Here is a 24247-nt window from a genome sequence, read left to right as displayed (position 1 = left end):
AACACTGTTTATGATTATTTGAAAGCTTTTGTTGCTTCAATTGCTTTTTTCCATCCAGCATATAGCTCTTCGCTTGTTTTCGCTTCCATCGTTGGTTCAAAGCGTTTGTCCATATGCCACTGTTCTTTAATTTCATCTTGGTTTTTCCAATATCCAACCGCAAGACCAGCTAAGTATGCTGCACCTAGAGCCGTTGTTTCGTTGATTACTGGACGCTCTACAGGAACATCTAAAATATCACTTTGGAACTTCATTAAGAAGTTATTTTTAACTGCTCCGCCATCAACGCGTAATGTTTTCAGCTCAATACCTGAATCTGCTTCCATTGCGCATAATACATCTTTCGTTTGGTAAGCTAAAGATTCTAGCGTTGCACGAATGAAATGCTCTTTCGTCGTACCGCGCGTTACACCAAACATAGCGCCGCGTACTTCACTATCCCAATAAGGTGTTCCTAGTCCAACGAATGCTGGTACAACGTATACACCGTCAGTTGATTCAACGCGACTCGCATACACTTCACTCTCACTTGCATCTTTAAACATGCGCATTCCGTCACGTAACCATTGAATTGCAGAACCCGCTACGAAAATACTTCCTTCTAATGCGTAGTTTACTTTACCATCTATTCCCCATGCAATTGTTGTTAATAGACCGTGCTCAGAAGCTACTGCTTTTTCACCAGTGTTCATTAACATGAAACAACCAGTTCCGTAAGTATTTTTCGCCATACCTTCACCGAAACAAGCTTGTCCAAATAATGCTGCTTGTTGGTCACCAGCTACACCTGCAATCGGTACATTTTGGCCGAAGAAGTGATAATCAATTGTTTCTCCGTAAATTTCAGATGATGGACGCACTTCTGGAAGCATGCTCTTTGGTACTGTTAACATTTCTAGAAGCTCATCATCCCACTGTAAGTCGTGAATGTTAAACATTAACGTACGTGATGCGTTTGAGTAATCTGTTACGTGTGCTTTACCACCAGATAGTTTCCATACAAGCCACGAATCAATTGTTCCGAATAATAGATCGCCGTTTTCTGCTTTTTCTCTTGCACCTTCAACGTTATCTAAAATCCATTTTACTTTCGTACCAGAGAAGTATGCATCAATTAAAAGACCTGTTTTTTCGCGAACCATTTCGCTATAACCTTTTTCTTTTAACTCATCACAAATTTCAGCTGTTTGGCGAGATTGCCATACGATTGCGTTGTAAATTGGTTTACTAGTTGTTTTATCCCATACAACCGTTGTTTCACGTTGGTTCGTAATACCGATACCAGCGATTTGTTCTGGTTTTACATCCGCTTCGCTTAAGCAAGTTGCGATAACTGCTAAAATAGATCCCCAAATTTCTTGTGCATTATGCTCTACCCAGCCCGGCTTTGGAAAATGTTGTGTAAACTCTTTTTGAGCTGAATGAACAATTTCACCTTTTTTATTGAAAAGAATTGCGCGTGAGCTTGTTGTTCCTTGGTCTAATGAAAGAATATATTTTTTCATATCGGTTTCCCCCTTATGCTACTTTTCTACTATTTGTATTGCTTCCGCTTTTTTTACTTGTCATATAAGAGATTGCTAGTACAATCACAGTTGCGATAATCACATAAATAAGTGCTGAATTTTGTTTTCCTTCAAATACAACTTGATGGAATAAACCTGCAAGTGATCCACCTAAAATTGGACCAACTACTGGAATCCATGCATACTTCCAGTTTGAACCGCCTTTTCCTGCAATCGGAAGGAAGAAGTGTGCGATACGCGGACCTAAATCACGCGCTGGGTTAATTGCGTATCCTGTTGTCCCACCTAATGATAAACCAATACTTACAATTAAGAAACCTACGATAAATGGATTTAATCCATCTGCAAATTTATTTGCACCAATTGCTAATATACCAAATACTAAAACGAATGTTCCAATCATTTCACTTAAAAGGTTTGCAAATGTGTTCGGAATTGCTGGACCTGTTGCAAATACACCTAACTTTGTTCCTGGATCTTCTGTTTCTTTCCAGTGTGGTAAGTAATGTAAATATACGATAACTGCCCCGATAATTGCCCCAATCATTTGTGCTACGATATAACCTGGTACGTCACTCCATGGGAACGCTCCCTTAAATGCTAATCCTATCGTTAACGCTGGATTCAAATGTGCCCCACTAATTGATCCAACCGCATACGCTGCAACCGCTACTGCTAAGCCCCAGCCCATTGTAATAACAATCCAACCTGAATCTTTCGCAAACGATTTCTTTAAACTTACACCAGCACAAACGCCGCCACCAAGTACGATTAACAACGCAGTCCCTATTAACTCTCCTAAAAATGCTGACATAGTATCCCTCCACAATCAATTTAAACGCTTTCAAATGTGATAGAGGTAAAATGAATGGCCATTCGTTTTTGTCAAAAGAAAAAGACCCACAGCTTGCACGCTTCTATATAAATTTATATAGAAACAATGAAATGTGGATCTCTACTTTTCTCCGTCACGTTTATTAACTTGTCTATAATGTTAACCGCAAATGAAAGCGGTGTCAACGAAAAAATTCACATTTTCGTCACTTTTTTTGGTAATGTTTCCATAGTTCACGTTTTGATGTCGTAATTGCTGTCGCACCAGCATTTAATGCTCTTTCCACATCTTCTACAGTACGAATAAAACCACCTGCTAAAATCGGTACACCAGTACGCTCTTTCACTTCAGCGATAACATCCGTTAATGCTCCAGGAAGTACCTCAATATAATCCGGTTTCGTCTTATCTAAAAGATTGCAGCTCTTCTCCATCGCACTCGAATCGATTAAAAAGATGCGTTGTATTGCCACAACACCTTTTTGCTTCGCCTTCATAATAACACTCGCCTTTGTTGAAAGTAACCCGTACGGTCTAAACTCCTGACATAAATATTCCGTCGCATGCCCATCACTCTGCAAACCATGAATTAAATCCACATGTAAAAATACCTTTTTACAATATTGCTTCGCAAGTGATATAACACTCTTCAATTGGCCGACATGAATATCTAAAATAACGATATATTCATACGAACTATGTAATAGCTTTTCCAAATCTTTAATTTGCCTCACTGCCGGCAAAATTTTCTGTTCATGAAATTCCATTCTATACGTCCCCTTCTTTATGTCATCCTATCCTTTATAGTACACAATTTAAGTGAAAAGAACAGCTAGTGTCGGGGATTTCTTTCAAATCTTTCTCTTATCTATATATTTTCTTCAACTTATCAGAACCTATACCACCTATAATCATGAATACAAGGGGCAAAAGATTCATTACATATGGCGCATCTGCTACAATTGTAATACTTGCTCCAGCAAACTTATTTAGCATCCATACAACGATTTTTGCAATAAACAAAAATACTCCTATCATAAATAGACTATCAAAAAACACCTTCCATTTTGGATACGCCAATTGCTTACTATCTTCAATTATTTTCTGCGTCAATTCTTCATCACTCCTTAGCAGTTCATCAATTGTAATACCGAACAGATCACTTAAATGAATAATAATTTCAATGCTCGGATAGTTCTTTCCCGTCTCCCATTTCGAAACAGATTGCCTGCTCACATGAAGTTTTTCAGCCAAATCATTTTGCGACCAATTTCTTTTTTCCCTTTCTTCTTTTAAACGCTCACTAAAAATCATACTGTGTTTATCACCTCTCTATGCCCATTATGTTCAAATAAATGATGAAGAGTAAAGCGAGTTATTGTTGCATTTCCTGCACAACTTATACGTTACAGCTTATAATGGCGCTCTTTTATATGTATCTTCCCTATACTATGCTCCAATAATAATTTCCCGAACAATAATACAAGGGACGGATACTAATAAAGTGAAACTTTAATCAGCCCTCACTAATCGGGCTTTTACGGACAGCCCGCGCCCCACCTAACTTCTTTGATTCCGCTGAATTTTGAGGTGGGTCTTACTGCCCGGCAAATAGCGGGATAAAGACTAGATTAGGCATAAAAAATACGCCATCCCTTCTTATCAGTCTCCAGAAAGAATAACGCAAATTTTCATTTTTACTCATCACTTTTCGGACTATATGAAAACCCCGGATATTTCACAACAGGCCACTTCTCCTTACGCAGAGAATCCATTACTTGCGGGCCAACATGTATATTACTCTCCACTATTTCTTTAGGAGTCAGTGCCATCCATTGATTTAACGATACATCTTCAAAACGATTGCTTCTGAACATCTCTAAAAACCATAATGTTTCGGTACCTGTATTTTGAATATAATGCCCCGTCGCAAACGGTACATATCCGACATCGCCAGCTCTATAATCAAATGTACGAGCGGTACCATTTCCAAGAAACACAGTCATTCTCGCTTCCCCTGTAAGATAATATTGCCACTCATCATTATTCGGGTGCCAATGAAGCTCTCTCATTCCACCAGGCTCCACTTCAACGAGCGCCGCTGCGATTGTTTTTGAAATAGGAAAATTCGTAGAGTCGACAATTCGAACGCTCCCACCAGGAGTCTTAATCGGTTTTTGTTTTAAAAGTTCGTACTTGAACGTTAAAGGAACTTCTCCTTTCGGCGACTGAACTTCCTGACTCTCAAGCGAACCTGGTACCTCTCCCTGATAAATATACACTTGCTCTGAAGGAATGGAATGAAAAGCACTTTCCGGCACTCCGAAGTTAGCCGATAGCACTTCTTTCGGCGTATGCGCAAACCAATCAGAAATAGCTAAAGTAGATAAATCAGAAAAATGCCCATCATCGAAAACGAGCAAAAACTCACAATGTTCCAACCCTTGAATGGAATGCGGAATACCAGGAGGAAAATACCAAAGATCACCTGGTCCAACATCAGCAATAAAATTCCGTCCATTTTGATCTACAGCCGTTATGCGTGCCCGTCCTAAAAGCATATACGCCCATTCTGCTTCTTTATGCCAATGTAGTTCTCGTACTCCACCTGCCGTTAAACTCATATTTACTCCGGCAATCGTCGTCGAAACCGGTAGTTCCCGAGCAGTAATCTCCCGAGACCACCCGCCTTGTTTCAAAATCATAGAAGTGTCCGAGAATGAAAACTTCAAGTTAGGAACTAACCCTGCATCCGTTATAGGCGGAACAAGCATATTCGGATTTTGAATATCCCGCATAACATTACGAGGTCCAGAATCAATCGCACCTGCTCCGTCGCTGCGGATTGGTTGTGGCACATTCCTTCCTGCTTCATTAACAGTACGTTTCTTCATGATTACACTCCTTTTTCATCCGGTTATGAAGTAAAAATCCTCCATCATAGTGTATGAATTGGGCTTTAGATGGTTACAGTTACTATGGAGTTACATCATCTGCCTATCATTATCGTTTTGTTCATTTCTCAACTTATACTAGTATGCTTAGCGCTTAGGAAGACAAAAAAATAAACTAGAACTAACAAAAAACCCTGTAAAATTTATTACAGAGTTTTTCACCAATTATTTATTGTTTTACATATCGAATACGAACATTATCGTCCATTTGATAAATTTGTAATGTGTTTCCATAACTAATTCCTAACTCTTCACTTGCACCAACTGCACTTACAAATACCCCTTTAAATACTTTATTTTTAGTTAGTTTTACTACCGATACTCTTCGCTGCCTCTTCAAACAGTTTCGAACCTTCTTGTGCTTTACTTACTGATTGATGCATTTTACTTTCGTCTTCTTGGTCCAATGCATCAAAGAGAAGTTGAAAACAATCCGCATACAGTTCCATCGATTGCTTTATCTTCGCCTGTTCTCCCTGTAACTCAGGGGGCGCTTGTAAATTCTTCAGTTTCTTCGTTGTTGCCTTTGCTCCACCTAAACTTAGTTGTACTTCACTTTTCTTTTGTTTGTATGATTTTACGTCTGAATCTGCTATTCCTTCAATTAATTTCATTGTATCTTCAATTTGAGTAGCACTATTTATGATATCTGCCTTGTACCTTTCAACATCTGAACCAGTTACCTTACCAGGTGAAGAAGTTGAATTATTTGAAGAAGAACTTGGTTGACTACTTGATGAACTACTGTTTGTACCTTCACCTTTCGCTACAGATAAGCTATCCTCTTTCTTGCTATCAGTTGACTTACTCTCTTTTTCAGAAGCCTTATTTTCTTTCTCTACCTGTTGTGTTTCTTCTTTCTTTGGTTCATTAGCTTTCTTACCATCCGTTTCAATTGTAATACAACCGCTCAATAACATAACTGGTAATGCTAAACTTACTAATTTCTTTGCCTTCATGATTACTACTACCCCTTTAGTTGTAAAATTTAATGTGAAAAAGTTAATATACTTAATTAATAAATTTCCCCCGAGTAATTTATTAAAATCTACTACCCATAGATTTCCTGTATATTCATAATCTTTCCATATATAATATTTTACAAATAATTACATATTTGGTCAAAAGGATTTATGTAGTCCTTAAAAGAAAATTTTAATCACAAAGAAAAGAAGCTAACAATAAATTGTTAACTTCTCAGCTTAAGGAAAAATAGTATCTTTCCTTATCTTCTAATATCTAGGTTGTGATTGAATATTTGTAAGATGAACATCATACATATCAATGATTTCAAGAAATCTATCAGCTTCACGGAAAACATGGTCTGCTAATAATGGATGAATGATGCTCTTTATTTTACATTGCTCAATTAAATCACGTGCTGTTTTCTTAAAATCCCGAAGAGATGCAACTGACACGCGATTTTGATCTAAAAATTGATCTAAAAGAGGAGCTGTTTGGGATTGTGGTTTCATAGATTCTAAGTCAATTGCTTGATACATCAATTCATCAAAATCATTGCTAAAATTCCGTGCTGTATCTACAAGCTTTCTTTCTGATGGATCAAGAAGATGGCCAATAAATTTAGCATGGTCTGCCATAATCCTTAAAAAGAAAACATTTTCTTTAATAATAGCATCAGGAAGAGCATCTAATTTACCTTCATTTAATTGTATTAAACGTTTTCTAAAATAATCAGCTTCCCTACTTGTATGGTCAACTAAAAGTGGAAAGTTATTTTGTCCTGGCAATTTACATGTGAGAATTAATCCTAAAATTTTTCGTTTAAATCCCCAAATATTAGTTGCGGCTTGTTGTACTTCTGCATTAAACCTTTTGATTTGCTCAGGATCTGTTTCATTTGTATAGGAATGCGCTATTTGTTCAATATGTTCAAACAACCGATAAAATTGATTCGCCTCTTCAATTAATTGAGTATCCTCACATCTAAATCCCAATCGAAGAAAAAAAGAATGCTCCTTCATGATTCTAGACCAAAAACGAATTTCATTTAATGAACGCTCAACAAACATTACAGACGTAACGCCTGTATCAGGATGTAATGAAGTTTCATCCCTATGCATTGTTAATCCCCCCCAGTAAAATCCCCGCTAGTTCCATTCTTATGAGGAAAAATATATATAAATGCCATCAATAAAAGTTTATGATGACTCTCTTATACATGTAAAATTAAACTAATATAACCTTAGCTTGATGAACATATACTGCTCCCCCAGAAGAAAAAAGCTACCACCTAGATGTAAAATCCTACTAGGTGGTAGCCTTTCAAAATTTCTATTAAAGCAATACCGAATCTTTATCACTATCCTGATTACGTTTCTCGCGCTCTTCTTCTAAGCGCTTCATATACACTTCGCCTTCTTTTTCGATAAACTCATTATCCATATCTTGCTCTTTTTTCGAAGTATATAAAACCATGTAGCCACTTAGTACAATCCCGACAATTACAAGATAAACCCACCATGGTAAAGTTTCCAAATCACTTCATTCCTTTCCTTAGACAAGCCTTATTAGTTTCACTTTATGAGGAAAGAAGTGGATTTATGCTTAAAATTTTTATTGTGGATGCTTCGCGAAAAATGCTTGTACATATTCCATAAACTCAATTGGTTCCTGACGAAACGGTGCGTGGTATCCTTTTTCAATAATATGAAACGTACTATTTGCAAATAGCCCATGATACAGTTCACCATTTTTCCAAGAAACACTTTTATCATGTCGTCCCCATATAATTAAAGTCGGTACCTTAATTTTATCAGCTTCCATCGCAATGCGGCGCTCTCTCATTTTCGTAAGCTGATCATAATGCTCTTTATCATCACGACTATTTTTTACTTCATTTTTATTATACTTCGTAATCTCAGTTACAGTTTGTAAGTCCGTCGATAGCGGTGGTACTTCATAACTTTCTTTTTGTTGGAAAGACTCTATCCCTGTAGCATCCGCCAAGATGAGATGCGTGACTGCATCCGGATATAAATACGCTAAATTAAGGGACATCTCTCCGCCCATCGAATGGCCGAGCACCGCAAACTGATCGTATCCGAGCTTCTTCATTAACTTATAATATAAATTCACTTGCGCAGGAAACGAATACTGAAAATCAACCGGCTTAGAAGAACGCCCAAACCCTAAAATATCAACCGCAATAATCGTATGATCTCGCACTAGTTCCGGATAAATATCACTAAACCCATCAGAAGAACCACCAAACCCATGCAACATAAGTAAAGGAGGTTTTCCCTCACCAATTTGTTTAAAATAAATCGTCTGTCCATCAATTTGCGCCATACTCTCTTTCGTATTCAGCTTCATCATAACAGTATCTTTCACTTCTCCAACCTTCGCAATCGGCTTCTCAACGAAGTTACAAACAATTAACAAAACGAGCACAATACCGCTAATCATATAAAACTTAAACCTTTTCAAAGTTCCCGTCTCCTTTCTCTTGTTGCTATTTAAAAGTTTTTACATTTTTTGGTTGTTTTATGTTCTCTTTTTAATTGTAACCAAAACAGTTACAATTAAACTAAAAAAATATAACTCATTTCTATTACTAATGGTTATTATGTAACTATTATAGTTACATATTTAAAGTAAGTCAATTGTTTTACAACTAAAAAGAAAAAAGAGACCTCATTGTGAGATCCCTTTTTCTCTTTTAGCCACCATAATCACCATGTTCAGCTTTCATTAGTGTTGGACTTTTTTGATGATCTGTTGAACTATACACCCCTAAAGTCAGTGTAAATACTGTTACAATCCCTAATAATTTAATTACCACTTTTTTCATTTTAAAGCCCCCTTATCAAAAAGTTTTTCTCTTGCTTTTTTACTAAAATAAAAATACTTACTTGCCTCTTCCCAAAGGTTTTCTTCATAAAATTTTACTGCTAACTTTTCCTGATACTCCTGAGTATAATCATATAACTCTTCTCTTTCAAAATACGTAATTCCTCTAAGAATAATGTCCTCTAATTCTTCCGCTTTTACACCTTGATTTAATGCATTTAAAATTTCATAATGGTGTTGATATCCTTCAATTTTCGAATCTCTACAAATCTTCAATCCTTTTTCTATAAGCTTATTTGCAATCTCATGCTCTTTTAACTTGTAATGCTCTTTTGCTTTTACATAAAGAGCTTTATAATGTTGGGGAGATTTTTCTACTACTTCAGTAAGATAACGAATTGCCAATGCAGATAAATTTTGCGTAGAATACATCCATCCTAAATTATGACGAACCATAATAATAAATTTTTCTTCACCAATTTTTTGGAATTGATCCATAGCAGCTGTGAAATGCTCTTCAGCTAATTCCCATTCCTTTAAGTTCATACAGGCTAAGCCTAAAATATTATCACAAAAAGCTACATTTAATTCATATCCATCATGATTTAAATACATATCCTTTACCTTCGTTGCATGTTTAATAGATACCAAAGCTTGTTGTGTATCATAATGAAATGTAGCTAACTTATAATAAAATTCAGCCTTTTCTAATTGATCAGGAACATACTTCAAAAAACTTTCAGCCTTTTCGTAATGTTCTTTAGCGAGATGAAAATTTCCTAACTCACTAGCATGTATTGCTTTAAAAAAGTGATAATAATAAGTTAAAAAATTATCTGTTGGTTGATCAAACGAATCTATCTTGTTAAAACTCTCTTGAGATAAGCCTAGATTATCTATTAAATAGTTATATCGAAATTCTAGCAAATAATAATAAAGTAATAGATTTTGGTCCTGCAAACCTTCTCCAGTCTCTTTTTTTAGTTTAGTAAATTTAAAATCAATTTCTTGTTTTAGACGTTCTGCATTACTTATACGTCTAGATCTAATCTCTAGATACCATTCATTCAATAGCTGCGTCAGTTTTTCGTTTGTAGTAGATGTAATCATGAAACCCCTCCTAATCATTTGTTATGTACTCTTCTACAAATAATAACAGAAAATTCAAATATCTATTCCGATCATCCTACAAATAAATATTTCTCAATAATTAACTGACAATTCATTAATTATTTTATGAAGATTATCCACTTTGATAATTACCCAAATAAAAAAGCAAGCAGTTCCAGCACTCCGCTAAAACTACTTGCTCTCCTACTTACTATCTCTATTTTTACTCTTTAATAAATTCCTTCGTACTTCTCACTGTATCAATTGGACGAACTAATTTTTCAATTTCTTCACGTTTTGGCTCTAGGAATGGAGGTAAAGATAATTTTTCGCCAAGTGTTTCGTATGACTCATCTCCCATAAATCCTGGGCCGTCTGTTGCAAATTCAAATAAGATTTGTGGTGCAACTCTTGCGTATAATGATTCAAAGAAGTGACGGTTTACATAGCCAGATGAAGGAAGTCCTACGCTACTGATTCTCTCAATCCATTCTTCTAATACAGCGCGATCTTCTACGCGGAATGCAGCATGGTGCACTGTACCAAAACCTTGTTGTGCTTCAGGAAGAACTGTATTATGTTCTACGATGACAGAGGCACCGTTTCCGCCTTTGTTCACTTCAAATAAATAGAATTCTCCTTCTTGCGCAATCTCTTTAAATAATAAAACTTTTTCTAACACTTCTTTAAAGAAGCTAAAGTTTGCGATACGAATGAATACAGGTCCTAAACCAGTAATTGCGTATTCTAATGGTACTGGCCCGTTTTGCCATGGTGTACCTGATTCGATTCCTTTATCAAGTTCATCTGAGATTAATTGATAGTGTTGATCATCAAAGTCAACGAAAGAAAGAGTTTTCTTACCAAATTGCTCTTTAATTCCTGTATGTTCTACTTCAAGACGGTCAAAACGTTTTACCCAATATGCTAACGCTGCATCAGTTGGAACACGGAATGAAGTTTTTGAAATTTCATTTGTACCGTGTACTCCTTTCGGAACACCCGGGAAATCAAAAAATGTCATATCTGTTCCGGCACTACCTTTATCATCTGCAAAGAATAAATGATATGTTTGAATGTCATCTTGGTTTACTGTTTTTTTAACTAAACGCATTCCTAAAACGTGAGTGAAAAACTCATAGTTTTTTTCTGCACTACTTGTAATCGCTGTAACGTGGTGAATTCCTTTTAATTGGTTCATTTTATATTCCTCCAATGGGTTTCATTTATATGTTAAAGTTGTATATTTTCTTCTATTACTTCTCTTCAATCGGTGCTAAATTCGCTTCAATTTCTGCACGCTGATCTTCTAAGAACGGTGGTAAATCAAGTTTTTCTCCTAAATGTTCCACATCTCCATCAACTGTAAATCCTGGGCCATCTGTTGCAATTTCAAATAGGATTCCGTTTGATTCGCGGAAATATAAGCTTTTAAAATAGAAACGGTCGATGATTCCTGAAGAATGGAAGCCTCTTTGTTTCACCTGTTCTTCCCAATAAGCAAGCTCTGCATCGTTTTTCACGCGAATTGCTAAATGGTGAATGCTGCCTCGGCCCGGCTTTTCAGTAGGACCATCTAAATATTTCACAACGATTTCTCCAAAAGCCTCTCCTTTAATGGACTGGAAAATTGCTTCTTGATCATTTCGGCTAACCTCTGTATAACCGAATATCTCTGTAAGTGTACTCGCCATTTTATCAAGTCTACGCACTGTCAGTTCTACAGAACCCATTCCTTGAATTTGATGCTTTGCAGGAACTTCTGATTTCTCCCAAGTTTCCCAGTGCTCCACTTTTTCCCCGTTTGAAACGAGTAGTACTAAGCGAAGACCTTCAGCATCCTCAAATTGCAAAGCAGGACGATTTGCATATGTTGTCATTTCACTATGTTTCACATCAAATTTTTCAAAGCGTTCTTTCCAGTAATGCAAGCTATCCTCTGAAGGAACAAGTAATCCAATTCGAGTAATCGCATTCGTACCGCGATATGTTCTTCCTACTAATGGAATTTCAAAAAATGATAATTCCGTACCTGGACTTCCTGTTTTATCTCCATAAAATAAGTGGTACATTGACGGATCATCTTGGTTTACTGTCATTTTCACACGACGTAAGCCAAGCACGTTTTTATAAAAGTGATTATTTTCATTTGCATTTTTCGTAACCATTGAAATGTGATGATGCCCTTTAATTTCATACATTGGTTATTCCTCCGTTTCGTTTTACTAGTTAAGTGACAACTAAAAAAATAACATTTCCCACAACTAATATGGTTTTTAGCTTTTCAATTTATTCTTAATTATGTTTTTGTAAATTCATCTTAGTTTTTACTGTATAAGTTACTTTGTTTTTAATCGAAAACAACTGAGTGTATGTTTTTCATATGACTCAATCGCTTTCGTTACTATCACTTTACACCTCAAGTGATTAAAAAGCAAGTGATTTATCTCAAATTCGAGATATTTTTTTGTTAAATAACATTTAGGGTGTAAAATCATTAATTTCTGGATAGCGTCACATCACTATCAAGCTAAAGACTCAAAGCTCTCCATGCCCATCAAGCTACCAAGAATACACTACCCCAAAACGATAAAAATGAACTTCGTTGCTATAAAAGACAACTTTTTTGTTCCGAGGGAATTATAGAATTTTATATCTTTACAATTATTTATGGGGAGTTAATTCGTTTTTTTCAAGAATAAGTAATTTCTTAAATAGAAGTTCACGTACCTCTTCCTTATGATAATTAATTTTTGTTGATTGATAAGAAATTTAATGAATGATTATTCGAATATGCTTTCGTAAATGTTAAATGTAGTTTTTGGATAATGTTTGGTCAAGTTGATACTAATACCCTCGATAAACGAAAGAAAATTAAGAGTGTTCCGAGAAAAAGTAATTAAAAAACGCTCATTTACAGAAGAACATTATTCAAGTGAAGCCCTCTATAATTCAATTACAACTCCTTGAAAGTTTATGATACTATCCTGATCACACTTTTTATATTTAATGTTTTAAGGAAAAAAGCTATACTATAAGCGAAACTAAAAATCAGAAAGGAAATACCATAACATGGAAAACTATATGCTATTTATCCTTACAGCACTCCTTATTATAATGATGCCTGGTCCCGGTTTTGCTTTAGTTACAAAAAACACTATCTCTCATGGTAGAAATGGTGGGATAAAGACCGTCTTAGGAACGGTATCTGGAATGATGATTCATACAATAATGGCTACACTAGGACTCTCTGCTATCTTAATGAAATTTGCTATGCTATTTACATTAATAAAATATGCTGGGGCATTTTATTTAATTTATTTAGCTGTAAAGTCAATTAAAAGTGCCTTTTCTAAAAAAGAAGATATGTCAAGTTCAGTGGAAATAAACTTTAAGGATATTGGAACGGTTAAAAGTTTTAGACAAGGATTTACCACGGCAATCTTAAACCCAAAAACGGCTGTATTTTTCCTTAGTTTTCTACCCCAATTTATTGTGAGTAATCAAAGTCATTTCTTCCAATTTCTTTTGTTGGGATTCACATTTACGACTTTGACAGCAATATGGTATTTACTTTATATCTCTCTAATACGTCAATTAAGAACTTTTTTAAGAAAAGAAAAGGTGAACCGTACAATAGAGGGTATTACTGGCACAGTATTATTAGTATTTGGAGTTAGGCTATTTTTCCAAAAATAAATATGTAATAGAGAGCGTTTAAAACTTTCGGTTTTTCCAATAAATGAATCAATATAAAAAGTATGGCTTTCAAACAGTAAAAAAGTGAACAAACGGGTGTGTTTGTGGAATAAGCTTCAATAAAATAACCAAACTTTTTATAAAGAAATGAATCGATTATATTAAAATTGATATAAAGGCGTTATCCTTTCCTATGATTTCTCAGAAAGAATAACGCCTTGCTCTTTTTAGAGGGTATTTTGTCTAGTTAGCTTGATAGCGATGTGGTTCTATCCCTTATAAATGTTACAAAAACATTTATAATAGCTCTAACTTGCACAATGCTTCCCGTTAATATAATACGCTGATTCTGTGAAAACCGTAAATACAACCTCTACTTCTGGAAGTCCAAAATCCATTACATATGTAGTAATGGCCTTGGCAAATCGATTACGAATTTCCTGTCCACGCTCGAACCATTTCACTTCAATAAGAGGAAACGCTTCTATTTCTTGTCCATTGAATACATACGTAGAACTTGGTAGTTCCAACGTAAAATTATCCGTACCACACTCACAAATCTCTGCGAGCTCTTCTACTAATGGCTTGCTTATGTGTTTTAATTGTTCAGTAGTAATTCCACGAAACACAATATGCGGCATGTAAATCCCTCCTTTAGATAGTTTTATATTTGCCCACATCATAGCACAATTCTCCCACCTTTTAACAAAAATAGATGCTAAACAAGTTTCAACTCTTATTTTTAGGCCTGTTATACAGGCTGAAGCGATTCTAAGTATCTGCCATATTAAAGTTGATATGCTCCCATTCTAGTGGTGAGATATGTTTTAATCGTTCTTCGTTAACCCCATGCGTACTTCTTAACTATTTCATTTAATTTTTAATAAAGAAAACAGCCTCACTAAGCTTTTAAAACTTAATAAGGCCACTTTATTCACACTTTTAATTATGGAACGACGGCTTATAGAACGAACGATTATCAAGCGCAAAGACACGCTCTGTATATTCGCCTGGTTTTGTGCGTCCTAATGCGCGGTCCATCATGTTCATTTTTGCATCTAAGTTATCGATGTAATGCAGAATTTCTGCTTCTTTTACTAATGGTGGTTTTGGACTACCCCATTCTGCTTTTCCGTGGTGAGAAAGGACGATGTGTTGAAGAATTAATACTTCTTCTGCATCGATTTGCAATTCGTCTGCCGCTTTACCAATTTCGTTCACCATAATCGAAATGTGGCCTAGTAAATTTCCTTCTAACGTATACGTTGTAGAAATTGGGCCAGATAGTTCGATTACTTTACCAAGGTCATGTAAAATAACGCCTGCATATAGTAAGTCTTTATCTAACGATGGGTATAGATTTGAGATAGCTTTCGCTAAATCAAGCATTGATACGACGTGATAAGCTAGTCCAGATACGAACTCGTGATGGTTCTTTGTCGCTGCTGGATAGTCTAAAAATTCGTTTTGATGCTTATTTAATAAATGTCTTGTTAGACGTTGAATGTTCGGGTTTCTCATTTCAAATATGTATTGCGTAATTTTCTCAACCATATCTTCTTTTTTCACTGGTGCTTTTTCTACGAAGTCTGAGATGTCTGTTACTTCATTTTCATTCGCAACACGGATTTGTTTCACACGTAATTGAATACGTCCTTTGTAGTTTAAAATATCTCCAGCTACTTTCACGATTGTTTCCGCTACATATTGTTTCTCAACTTCTGGTGATACGTCCCATAACTTCGCTTCAATATCTCCACTTGGATCTTGTAAGATTACTGTTAAAAATGGCTTTCCATTGCTTGCGATACCTTTTGTCGCTGTTTTAATTAACAAGAAAATATCGACTTGTTCACCAACTTCATACTCTGCAATTTTCTTTTTCATTCGAATTCCTCCACCAAATCAGTTACTTTTAGTATAGCACACTACAACTCATTTTCTTTACGCATATGTGTTAATTTTATAATCTGTTTTTCTGTAAAATAGGCGAGTAAATGCGCATGACATGTAAAGAATATGACTTGTCTATCCTTTGCAATTTCCTTTATAAGTTCAATCGTTCGATTCGTCCTTACCGCATCAAAGTGCACGAAACTATCATCAATAATAAATGGGTAATCATGCTCAAATGTTTTTGCTAGTGCAAATCTCAGCGATAAATATAACTGCTCCGCTGTCGCTTGGCTTAGTTCATGACTGTAAAAACGCATACCATCGTTACGCTCTACAATAAACGGCTCTGACTCTGACGGTGAAAAGATTTTACTATATCGTCCGCCTGTTAAATAGACGAAATACTCTTCTGACTTTTGTAAAATACGAGGAAGATGTACTTCATGATAATATTGCTTCGTTTTCGTTAACACCGTTTTTGCGGCCGCATAAGCAGCCCACTTCTTCACTTGTTCACGCACTTGCGCTTTTTTCATTTCCCATTCATGCATTAAATCGCCGTACGTACTACCTTCTTCTAAATTCGCAATTTCCATACGATGTTTCGCAATACGCTCTGTCAGTTCTTTTTCTTGTGCCAGACAATTTTGCGCGACTGTTAGTTCTTGCTTTAATTTTTCATCATAACCGTCAACTTCATAATGTTCAGCTAATGATAAACTCGTTAAACGTTGTTCTAACAGATCAATTTGTGGTAATAAACGCTCCACTTGTTTCTCTGCATCTTCACGGTTTTCCGCTAGTTTACCCGCTTCTAAAAACATCTCTTCATCTGTAGACGCTGCAATATGCCATAAACCATCTCGTTCTATTAGTAATTTCTTTAATTGTTCTTGCATAAACTCATATTCTTCTTGCCATTCCGCCAGTTTTTCTTTTAACTGCTTACAAGTTTGGCGCTTCTCTTTCTCATTTTGCATACGGCTTTGTGCCTCGTGTAGCTTACTATACTCCGCACTACCGATAACAGTTTCTAGTTTATGTTCAAATTGCGAAATCATTTCATATAATGAAGATTTTCGCGTGCCTTGTTTCTCTAATTCACGATATAATTGCTGCATTTTTTCAATACGCTCAAACGCCGGCAATATGTGTGCATACGTATAAAATTCAGGAAACATATAGCGCGCTTTATATGCATCGACTTGTTCTCCCGCCTGGAACGTTTCTCTCTCCCATTCCTCATACGATGAAACGACTTTATCATACGCTCGTTCCAACTGCTGTAACTTATAAGACTCGCGCTCAAATAATTTACGTATCTCTTCATCTTTTTCTAACTGATAGCGAACAGACATCGCTTCTTCACTTTGTCTCCCGCCGGCACTTTGCTGAAGTGTAAGGAGCTCTTCTTGTAATCCACTTGACGGATCTTTATATAAAATGAGGGCAAGAACAATCCCTACAAAAACAATGACACTAATAAATAAGAGCGGGCGATTGTCTATAAATAAGCTCGTGAATAAAACGACTGTGTTAATAAGAAGTAACAGAAGACAAACTCTTTGCCACTGCTTTTTCTTTTGCTTAGCTGCTCCTGCTTTTTCCTCATACTTGCGCTTCATTCTCTCTGCGCCCATACCGATAAACGCCGCATCTTGGAACGATTTCTCTTTCTCAACTAACACATTTCTCTCTTCATCCACTAACATTTGTTTCTTAATCTGTCTTATATTTTCTTCTTGTTCTTCTAATTGCTCTTGCGCTACTTTAAAACGATCATCGAGCTGTGCTTTTTGCGTTTCTAATTCGCGCGCCTTTTGCACTGTTTGCGTAATTAACTCTTTCGTTGCCAAACTCATATCAAATGAAAGAACTGTTTCCTTTTCAAAAGTAGTACCAATTTGCTGTTCTAGTTCTGCGATTTCTTCTTTTATATTCGTAATATTCCCGCTCATATCACGCATTTCTTGGCGTGCATTTTCGTAAGACATATGCTGCATACGAAGTTCTTCTACATAACTTTCTTTTTGTAAAAACTCTTCATCTATTTGAATCGAGGCAATTTCCGATTGCACTGTCTCAATTTTCTTGTGGAGCGAATCAACTTGTAATTGAAGCGGCTCCATCTTCGCCTTCATTGCTTCATAACGCGCTATTCCGTTTACAGGAAACTGTCCGCTCTCGTTCTCTAACACTTTCTCATGCGCACGTTTTTCAATAACGAGTGGCTCAAGCGCTGCTAATATTTCATAATCTTGCTTTCGCTTTTCTGCACTCTCTTTCTCCACGCGAACAGAAGCAAGCTTCTCTTCACTTTCTTTTAACTGCTCTACTTGTTTTTCATACGTGCCAATTTTTCCTTGCCACTCTTTCATCTTCTCTTCAAGTTTCTTCATCTCTTGCAGTGACACGTTAATTTCTGGTTTACGACCACTCGGCTTGAAGCGCTGGTCCATTTCTTTTTCTAGCTTTTTATCTAACTGCAATAGCGCATCACTTCCGACTGCACTTGCCGAAAATAAATAATTGCCAATATCCGCTTCGCCAAGCTGATGAATATTTTGAAGGCCATGCATATCAAATGAAAAGACAGATTCAAATAAACTTTCATTCATCCCGCTTAATATATCGTTTAAAATTTCTTCTCCGCCCGTTTTCCCGTCTTCAAAATAAATGGTCACCTCGCCAGCTGCCGTCTTTGGCAATCGCTCAATTTTCAAACGACCGTACTGCTCTGTTTGCACAGTCATCGCACCGCCATACTTACCACCTTCTTTCGGCTCATAACGGCGCTGTCCTCTCGTCGGAAAACCGAATAAAATACTTTTCATAAATGAGCGAATTGTCGATTTCCCCGCTTCATTTTCACCGTATAACACCGTCAGCAATGAAAGATCCATTTCCACATTTTCTAATTTTCCGTACCCATAAATATGGAGTTTTTCAATTCTCATTTTTTATCCCTCTCTTGCTGGAATAATTGCTCTAAAATAATATTTTCTGCTTCCTTTTGAATCTCTTTCTTCTCTTCTTCTGTAAAAGATTCAATACTATTACGCGCTACAGGAGATGTCCAAATGGTGCGCAATACGCCGTCCATATTGCTAAAAGCTTCTAACTCCTTTAGCACACTACCGACGAAATGATTTTCCGCTTTCAAACGTTCGATTTCCGCAAAAGAAACCGTCTCATTTTTCCACTTCATCGCATATACAAAATCTTTTCGCTCTTCGCCAGATGCTAAAATGTGAAAAATCTCTTCCACGCGCTTTTCGTCACGCAAATAAGGTGAAAGTGGACCTTGTCCTGTGAATACGACAGTTAATAGCGTACCTTCCTCTTCTCTTCGGCATTCATTCATCGCAGTAGATAGGCTCGTCATAAGTTCATCAACAGTTTCAAGTCTATCAATACAAACTTCGATTTCATCCCATACAACATCTGCCGTATGGAAAAATGAACACTGCGTTCCTTGTTTCGTAAGTTCAATAAGGTACGCACCCTTCTCGCCTGTTTCCTTACGATGACGACCTTGTATGTTCCCTGGATAAATAATGCATGGTTCTTCTGATAAAATTTCACGTTTATGTATATGGCCAAGAGCCCAATAGTCAAACTGTTTTTCTTTCAACTCACGCATTTGAAACGGTGCATAGCGATTATGCTCTGCATCTCCTTCCACACTTCCGTGAAGCATGCCAATATGAAAAGGCGCATCACTCATTTTCGTATACTGCGCTGTCATATTATCCGTTACCGCTTGCTGCAAATAACTAAACCCATAAATAGAAGCTAATAGCTCACCATTTTTATAAAATGATTTCTCTTCTACATAAGGCTCAGTAAATACATGAACATTTTCCGGAAACTCAATTGCTGCCCAGCTTCCCCCTAAATGATCATGGTTACCGTGAATAATAAAAACAGGGATATCGTACTGCGAAAGTCTCTTCATTTGCTCACGCACAAACACTTGCGCCCTCAAACTTCTCGTCTCCGCATCATACAAATCCCCAGCTAGTAATACGAAATCAACGCGCTCTTGAATCGCTTTATCAACAATACGCTCAAATGATTCAAACGTACTTTGCTTCATTCTCTCCCAAACAGACTGCGCAACATTCATCTCCATCCCTTTAAACGGACTATCCAAATGCAAATCAGCCGCATGTATAAACTTTACTTGTTTCACAAATAACGATCCTTTCTATCTTTCAAAAGTTTCATTTTATTAAAATTAAAATCGCTGAAAACTAATACTCATCGAGAATAAAAATATTCTCGATGAGTAAAGTTTCATTCTATTTTACCACGCAATGTCATATATTTCTTTGCATATTGTAGCGTTTTATGTCAAAATAATTATAAGATTCTGATTTTAATTATTGGAGGGAATTTTCATGGGAGTATACGTTCTAACAGTCTTTGAAAAAGATGGTTCAAAAGCATTAGACGAATCATTCGAGGCGGCAACTGAAAAAGAAGCAAAAGCAAAAGGTGAATCTATCTTACAAGAAAAAGGATTGTATGAAAAAACACATCGCTGTACATCTACTGCAGGTAAGCTCGTTTTATTCCAGCGCTAAAAAAAAGAAGCGTCATCCGCTTCTTTTTCACTCTACTATATCTTCGTCACACCACGTAAACACCACATCTAGAATGCGATTACCGATACGTACGCGTTTATTCCATTTTCCTGTTTGGATCTGATGTTGCAATTCAGCTTTCATCTTTTCCGTCCAGTCGTGAATCGTTTCACTACCGTCGTACGGATATACGCTCGGAAACTCTTTCTGCAGTAGATGCAAGCTCTCTGCATCAAAATGAAAATGGAAGAAGTAGTTTGCTGTAAGCGATGGTTCTTGCAATCGTAAAAAATGATCATCAATTTGCTTTCTATTTCTATAGAAAGTAAAGATATTCACTTTACCGCTAGTAATTTGGTCAATTTGAATTTCGTGCTTCTCTATAATCACGTCTTGTCCACCTCGTTGTATACTATCTTTAGTATATATGTCTTTTGCAACAAAGTTAACCATTTTCGCGCGAAATTCATTTCCTTCATTATAATTCCTGTACCTCCATATGCAATCAGGATAAATAAAAACAAAGTTGAAGGGGAGCGATCACATGTATTTCGGAAGCAAAGGTTGGTATGTAAAAGAACTTAAAAAATTAGGTATCCGTACTTATGAAGGTAAAAAACTAGAATCTTATCGTACGCATGTGTTGTCTAGTTTACTTGAGAGAATGAAGAGAGCTTCGGCTTAATAGAATAGCAAGAAGTAAACCTGAATATTGGTAAATGATAAAAAACACCTCCTAAATTCGCATACTAAGTATGCAAATTAAATGGAGGTGTTTTAATTAGTCTCACTTTTTCAGGGGCGCTTCAGTTTTCATAAAATATTTTTTGTTTCCGCTGAAACGGATACGTTTTAATCTCAGCTGTATCTAAATCTTCATTGAATAAATGAATGGCTATAATTTGTCTACAATCGTAAGTATGGTAATAATATGTTCCAGACTCCATACACATTGCACTTGTATAGATCGTATTATCTAATATACCGTCTTCTGTTATTACTGCCCCCTTAGGAACCTCACAATTCGATAAAATATGAAAAATAGCCGATATACCCTCTTCTTCGTTCTCTATACCTTGAATGTTTTGTTTGCCATACGCTGCCCGTACAAATCTTGATGGCGGTGTGAAATCTCCAGGAAGTCCCATCGATCCTGAACCTTGGCCAAAAGCACTTAATGGTACATCGCCCCACTCCGTTGGCGCAAATGGCTGCGATTTAAGACCAATATATTGTCTTAAATTTTGTAAATGCCAACTAAACTCCGGACTATTAGTCATCACTCCTATTGGATTGTCATACACTTTTATTCCATCAGCTGTCGGCTCAAGTACAATACATTCTCCCGATTTATCTGCTAAAATCCAATGTAGCGGTGGAGTAACCCCTAAAATTGGTAATGGCACATCTATAAAGGCAATGCTATCAATAGATTTTCTTAATTCTTCAACAGAATTGAACTGCGTGAGGCTCCAAGTCACAAAATCAAATGGTGCTACATTCGTTTTATTGCTATCTACATGACTACTATAAGTAGCGAATCCTGGGAAATAGAGAGTTGCACATGTCATACCAGCTTCATTTACTCCGTCTGCCATCATGACCCTTCCTCCAAAATTAATTCCCATTCCGACAACAGCCTTTTTCGTTCGGATTGTTTCACCAGTTATATTGTTCCACTGATAACGCCGAGGAATAATTATTACTTCCTGATTCATATCTAATGTGAAATCCATTGTTCTCGCAAAAAGATGTTGGAAATTTTTAGTTTGTAACGTCAAACTAGTACACATGAAGAAATCCCCCCCATTTCATAGTTACATACACATTTTATAAAATTCTGATAAATACGTAAATTAAAATCTATTTTACTTACCATTGTACAAACCCTATTTATCATTAACAAAATAACCAACCAAACCAAAAATGCTATAATAAACTCAATCAAACTAAGGGGGAACATCTATCTTGCGTGGAAAACACATTCAATTTCATAAGTTTGGCAATCCAAAAGACGTATTACAAGTTGAATATAAAAATATAGAACCACTGAAAGATAATGAAGTTTTCGTCCGTATGCTAGTTAGACCGATTAATCCATCTGACTTAATTCCAATAACCGGAGCGTACGCTCATAGAATTCCGTTACCTAACATACCTGGTTATGAAGGTGTTGGTATTGTAGAAGATGTAGGAGCTTTTGTTTCTAGAGAGCTTATCGGTAAACGTGTGTTACCGTTACGCGGGGAAGGTACTTGGCAAGAATATGTGAAAACATCAGCTGACTTTGTAGTTCCTATTCCTGATTCCATCGATGATTTCACAGCGGCACAAATGTATATTAATCCTCTTACGGCGTGGGTTACATGTACAGAAACGCTAAACTTACAACGTAATGATGTTTTATTAGTGAATGCTTGTGGATCCGCAATTGGTCATCTTTTTGCGCAGTTATCACAAATTTTAAACTTCCGACTCATTGCCGTGACAAGAAATAGTAAACATACAGACGAATTACTTCAGCTTGGCGCTCATCATATAATTGATACTTCGACTGCCCCGCTTTATGAAACAGTTATGACATTAACAAACGGCAGAGGTGCAGACGCTGCGATTGATTCTATTGGGGGACCGGATGGAAATGAATTAGCTTTCTCCTTACGTCCCAATGGGCACTTTTTAACTATAGGACTTCTGTCGGGAATACAAGTAAACTGGGCAGAGATTGTCACGAAAGCAAAAGTGCACGCGAACATATTTCATTTACGACATTGGAATAAAGAAGTGTCACCATATAAATGGCAAGAGACGTTTCGTCATTTAATTCACTTAGTAGAAAATAAGCAATTACGTTTTATGAAAGTACATTCTACATATGACTTAGCGGATGTGAAAACGGCGGTTGATGTTGTGCAATCTGCGGAGAAAACGAAAGGGAAAGTTTTTTTGACGAGTTATTAAATACAATTGAAGTGGGCTTTTTGATTGACCTTTTAAATAGACTAGATAGTACGTTCAGGAATACCTAATTGTAAGTATCTGGTGTAATCATGTTAAAAGGTGAAAGGAGACGCTAACATGTGGTTACTTACGGCAATTGCGCCTGTTTTAATAGTCGGGGGAATTGTAGTCTATGTAATTGGAAGGCTTAAACATAAATATGACAACGGTACATTAGGTAAGAAAAAATCAAAAAAAGCTCAAGTTTTATTGGATAGTTTCATACCTGTAGGAATGCTCATTGGCTGTATAATCGGTTTGATTTTCGGCATATTTTTCCCGGATTATTCACTTCTTACAATGAGTTTAGGATCCGGAATCGGCTATTTATTGGGGTTTTTCGCCTATGAAATTTATAGCAAGACAGGAAATAACCTCTCATAATCCAAAAAGAATAAGCGGAACAGTACATAGTAGTCATATACAATATGTACTGTCCTTTATTTTTGTATCAACACTATCACCTTACCTTTCGCCTACTATACACCTTTTTTATTGATTTTCCTCTCCTCCACCTTTTGCATATTCGCTTTTTTATTTTCATTGGATCTATATCCAAAGTAAAGTAGCGCACATGTAATAATAGAACCTACAATGTATCCTAAAAAACATCCTAACCAAAACATAGTGTAACCGCCTCCATTCATAATAAATTTTATGTAATATAACTCTTTACATACTCCATCGTTTATTTCTATTAACTATACACTTTCTAAAATTATTCATACCACTCATTCTCTTCGTACCTCAAATAGCAATTTTATTATTTGTCATAAAATTAACACCTTCTTTAAATACAAAAACTTCCATTTACTTGCTTTTTCTT

General features: G+C 36.3%; 26 protein-coding genes. 5 read left to right on the top strand and 21 right to left on the bottom strand.

Features of this window, described 5'->3' with window-relative positions:
* Positions 1 to 14: 14 nt before the first annotated feature.
* The 14 genes from glpK to DN401_RS16280 form a co-directional block, all read right to left on the bottom strand.
* On the bottom strand, positions 15 to 1505 hold the full coding sequence (gene glpK / locus DN401_RS16335) for a glycerol kinase GlpK (protein WP_000760011.1): 1491 nt from the start codon (positions 1503 to 1505) through the stop codon (positions 15 to 17).
* Positions 1506 to 1518: 13 nt separating this feature from the next.
* Entirely contained in the window at positions 1519 to 2340 is an 822-nt protein-coding gene (glpF, locus tag DN401_RS16330) for a glycerol uptake facilitator protein GlpF (protein WP_001272200.1), read from the bottom strand.
* A gap of 226 nt (positions 2341 to 2566) precedes the next feature.
* Complete coding sequence (glpP, locus tag DN401_RS16325; protein ID WP_000394285.1) at positions 2567 to 3127, bottom strand: glycerol uptake operon antiterminator GlpP; 561 nt, start codon at positions 3125 to 3127, stop codon at positions 2567 to 2569.
* Between the two features lie 97 nt (positions 3128 to 3224).
* Complete coding sequence (locus DN401_RS16320; protein ID WP_078186735.1) at positions 3225 to 3674, bottom strand: helix-turn-helix domain-containing protein; 450 nt, start codon at positions 3672 to 3674, stop codon at positions 3225 to 3227.
* Positions 3675 to 4057: 383 nt separating this feature from the next.
* A complete protein-coding gene (locus DN401_RS16315) occupies positions 4058 to 5254 on the bottom strand; it encodes an oxalate decarboxylase family bicupin (RefSeq protein WP_000747526.1) in 1197 nt (398 codons plus the stop codon).
* A gap of 229 nt (positions 5255 to 5483) precedes the next feature.
* Positions 5484 to 5654, bottom strand: a complete 171-nt coding sequence (locus DN401_RS29880; RefSeq protein ID WP_002182520.1) for a hypothetical protein — start codon at positions 5652 to 5654, stop codon at positions 5484 to 5486.
* Positions 5614 to 6273: a DUF7018 domain-containing (lipo)protein gene (locus DN401_RS16310; protein ID WP_000644846.1), complete on the bottom strand. Its 660-nt coding sequence runs from the start codon at positions 6271 to 6273 to the stop codon at positions 5614 to 5616. The genes DN401_RS29880 and DN401_RS16310 overlap by 41 nt, the downstream gene beginning before the upstream one ends.
* A 273-nt stretch (positions 6274 to 6546) precedes the next feature.
* A complete protein-coding gene (locus DN401_RS16305) occupies positions 6547 to 7398 on the bottom strand; it encodes a DUF2935 domain-containing protein (protein ID WP_000554479.1) in 852 nt (283 codons plus the stop codon).
* Between the two features lie 214 nt (positions 7399 to 7612).
* A complete protein-coding gene (locus DN401_RS16300; RefSeq protein WP_000449223.1) occupies positions 7613 to 7813 on the bottom strand; it encodes a sporulation YhaL family protein in 201 nt (66 codons plus the stop codon).
* A 78-nt stretch (positions 7814 to 7891) separates the two neighbouring features.
* Positions 7892 to 8764 carry an alpha/beta fold hydrolase gene (locus DN401_RS16295; protein WP_000819487.1) on the bottom strand — a complete coding sequence of 291 codons (873 nt, stop codon included), beginning with the start codon at positions 8762 to 8764 and terminating at the stop codon, positions 7892 to 7894.
* Positions 8765 to 8996: 232 nt separating this feature from the next.
* Positions 8997 to 9128, bottom strand: coding sequence for a hypothetical protein (locus tag DN401_RS30220; RefSeq protein WP_000758182.1), 132 nt, complete (start codon positions 9126 to 9128; stop codon positions 8997 to 8999).
* Positions 9125 to 10237 (bottom strand): response regulator aspartate phosphatase, encoded by a 1113-nt coding sequence (locus DN401_RS16290; protein WP_000633311.1) that lies wholly within the window; start codon positions 10235 to 10237, stop codon positions 9125 to 9127. Before DN401_RS16290 ends, DN401_RS30220 begins: the two co-directional genes overlap by 4 nt.
* Before the next feature lie 223 nt (positions 10238 to 10460).
* Positions 10461 to 11438: a ring-cleaving dioxygenase gene (locus tag DN401_RS16285; protein WP_001072569.1), complete on the bottom strand. Its 978-nt coding sequence runs from the start codon at positions 11436 to 11438 to the stop codon at positions 10461 to 10463.
* A 55-nt stretch (positions 11439 to 11493) separates the two neighbouring features.
* Positions 11494 to 12438: a ring-cleaving dioxygenase gene (locus DN401_RS16280; RefSeq protein ID WP_000272976.1), complete on the bottom strand. Its 945-nt coding sequence runs from the start codon at positions 12436 to 12438 to the stop codon at positions 11494 to 11496.
* Positions 12439 to 13309: 871 nt separating this feature from the next.
* Between DN401_RS16280 and DN401_RS16275 the strand changes: the two genes are divergently transcribed.
* Positions 13310 to 13936, top strand: coding sequence for a LysE family translocator (locus tag DN401_RS16275; protein ID WP_000433008.1), 627 nt, complete (start codon positions 13310 to 13312; stop codon positions 13934 to 13936).
* Positions 13937 to 14244: 308 nt separating this feature from the next.
* Here the strand turns inward: DN401_RS16275 and DN401_RS16270 are convergent, their stop codons facing one another.
* The 4 genes from DN401_RS16270 to DN401_RS16255 all read right to left on the bottom strand — a co-directional run bounded on the left by DN401_RS16270 (position 14245) and on the right by DN401_RS16255 (position 20027).
* Positions 14245 to 14577, bottom strand: coding sequence for a DUF1904 family protein (locus DN401_RS16270; protein WP_001120262.1), 333 nt, complete (start codon positions 14575 to 14577; stop codon positions 14245 to 14247).
* A 301-nt stretch (positions 14578 to 14878) separates the two neighbouring features.
* Complete coding sequence (yhaM, locus tag DN401_RS16265; protein ID WP_000726638.1) at positions 14879 to 15823, bottom strand: 3'-5' exoribonuclease YhaM; 945 nt, start codon at positions 15821 to 15823, stop codon at positions 14879 to 14881.
* A gap of 41 nt (positions 15824 to 15864) precedes the next feature.
* Positions 15865 to 18789, bottom strand: a complete 2925-nt coding sequence (locus DN401_RS16260; RefSeq protein WP_127063848.1) for an ATP-binding protein — start codon at positions 18787 to 18789, stop codon at positions 15865 to 15867.
* Complete coding sequence (locus tag DN401_RS16255; RefSeq protein ID WP_086692738.1) at positions 18786 to 20027, bottom strand: metallophosphoesterase family protein; 1242 nt, start codon at positions 20025 to 20027, stop codon at positions 18786 to 18788. Before DN401_RS16255 ends, DN401_RS16260 begins: the two co-directional genes overlap by 4 nt.
* 208 nt (positions 20028 to 20235) lie before the next feature.
* Here DN401_RS16255 and DN401_RS16250 point away from each other — a divergent pair, with 208 nt between their 5' ends.
* On the top strand, positions 20236 to 20421 hold the full coding sequence (locus DN401_RS16250; protein ID WP_000539552.1) for a YhzD family protein: 186 nt from the start codon (positions 20236 to 20238) through the stop codon (positions 20419 to 20421).
* A 27-nt stretch (positions 20422 to 20448) separates the two neighbouring features.
* Here DN401_RS16250 and DN401_RS16245 read toward each other — a convergent pair whose 3' ends face one another.
* Complete coding sequence (locus DN401_RS16245) at positions 20449 to 20811, bottom strand: hypothetical protein (RefSeq protein WP_000582785.1); 363 nt, start codon at positions 20809 to 20811, stop codon at positions 20449 to 20451.
* Positions 20812 to 20965: 154 nt separating this feature from the next.
* Between DN401_RS16245 and DN401_RS16240 the strand changes: the two genes are divergently transcribed.
* Complete coding sequence (locus tag DN401_RS16240; protein ID WP_000273537.1) at positions 20966 to 21106, top strand: YflJ family protein; 141 nt, start codon at positions 20966 to 20968, stop codon at positions 21104 to 21106.
* A 121-nt stretch (positions 21107 to 21227) separates the two neighbouring features.
* Here DN401_RS16240 and bsh read toward each other — a convergent pair whose 3' ends face one another.
* Positions 21228 to 22214 carry a choloylglycine hydrolase gene (gene bsh, locus DN401_RS16235; protein ID WP_000337598.1) on the bottom strand — a complete coding sequence of 329 codons (987 nt, stop codon included), beginning with the start codon at positions 22212 to 22214 and terminating at the stop codon, positions 21228 to 21230.
* Positions 22215 to 22389: 175 nt separating this feature from the next.
* Between bsh and DN401_RS16225 the strand changes: the two genes are divergently transcribed.
* Positions 22390 to 23382 carry a zinc-dependent alcohol dehydrogenase family protein gene (locus DN401_RS16225; protein WP_149287867.1) on the top strand — a complete coding sequence of 331 codons (993 nt, stop codon included), beginning with the start codon at positions 22390 to 22392 and terminating at the stop codon, positions 23380 to 23382.
* A gap of 117 nt (positions 23383 to 23499) precedes the next feature.
* Entirely contained in the window at positions 23500 to 23805 is a 306-nt protein-coding gene (locus tag DN401_RS16220; RefSeq protein WP_149287866.1) for a hypothetical protein, read from the top strand.
* 95 nt (positions 23806 to 23900) lie between these two features.
* Here the strand turns inward: DN401_RS16220 and DN401_RS29875 are convergent, their stop codons facing one another.
* Positions 23901 to 24047 carry a hypothetical protein gene (locus tag DN401_RS29875; protein ID WP_000498629.1) on the bottom strand — a complete coding sequence of 49 codons (147 nt, stop codon included), beginning with the start codon at positions 24045 to 24047 and terminating at the stop codon, positions 23901 to 23903.
* Between the last annotated feature and the right edge of the window lie 200 nt (positions 24048 to 24247).

The sequence above is a fragment of the Bacillus sp. BF2-3 genome (genome assembly GCF_008368795.1).
GTDB lineage: Bacteria > Bacillota > Bacilli > Bacillales > Bacillaceae_G > Bacillus_A > Bacillus_A cereus.
This window is presented reverse-complemented; position numbering and strand designations above follow the sequence as displayed.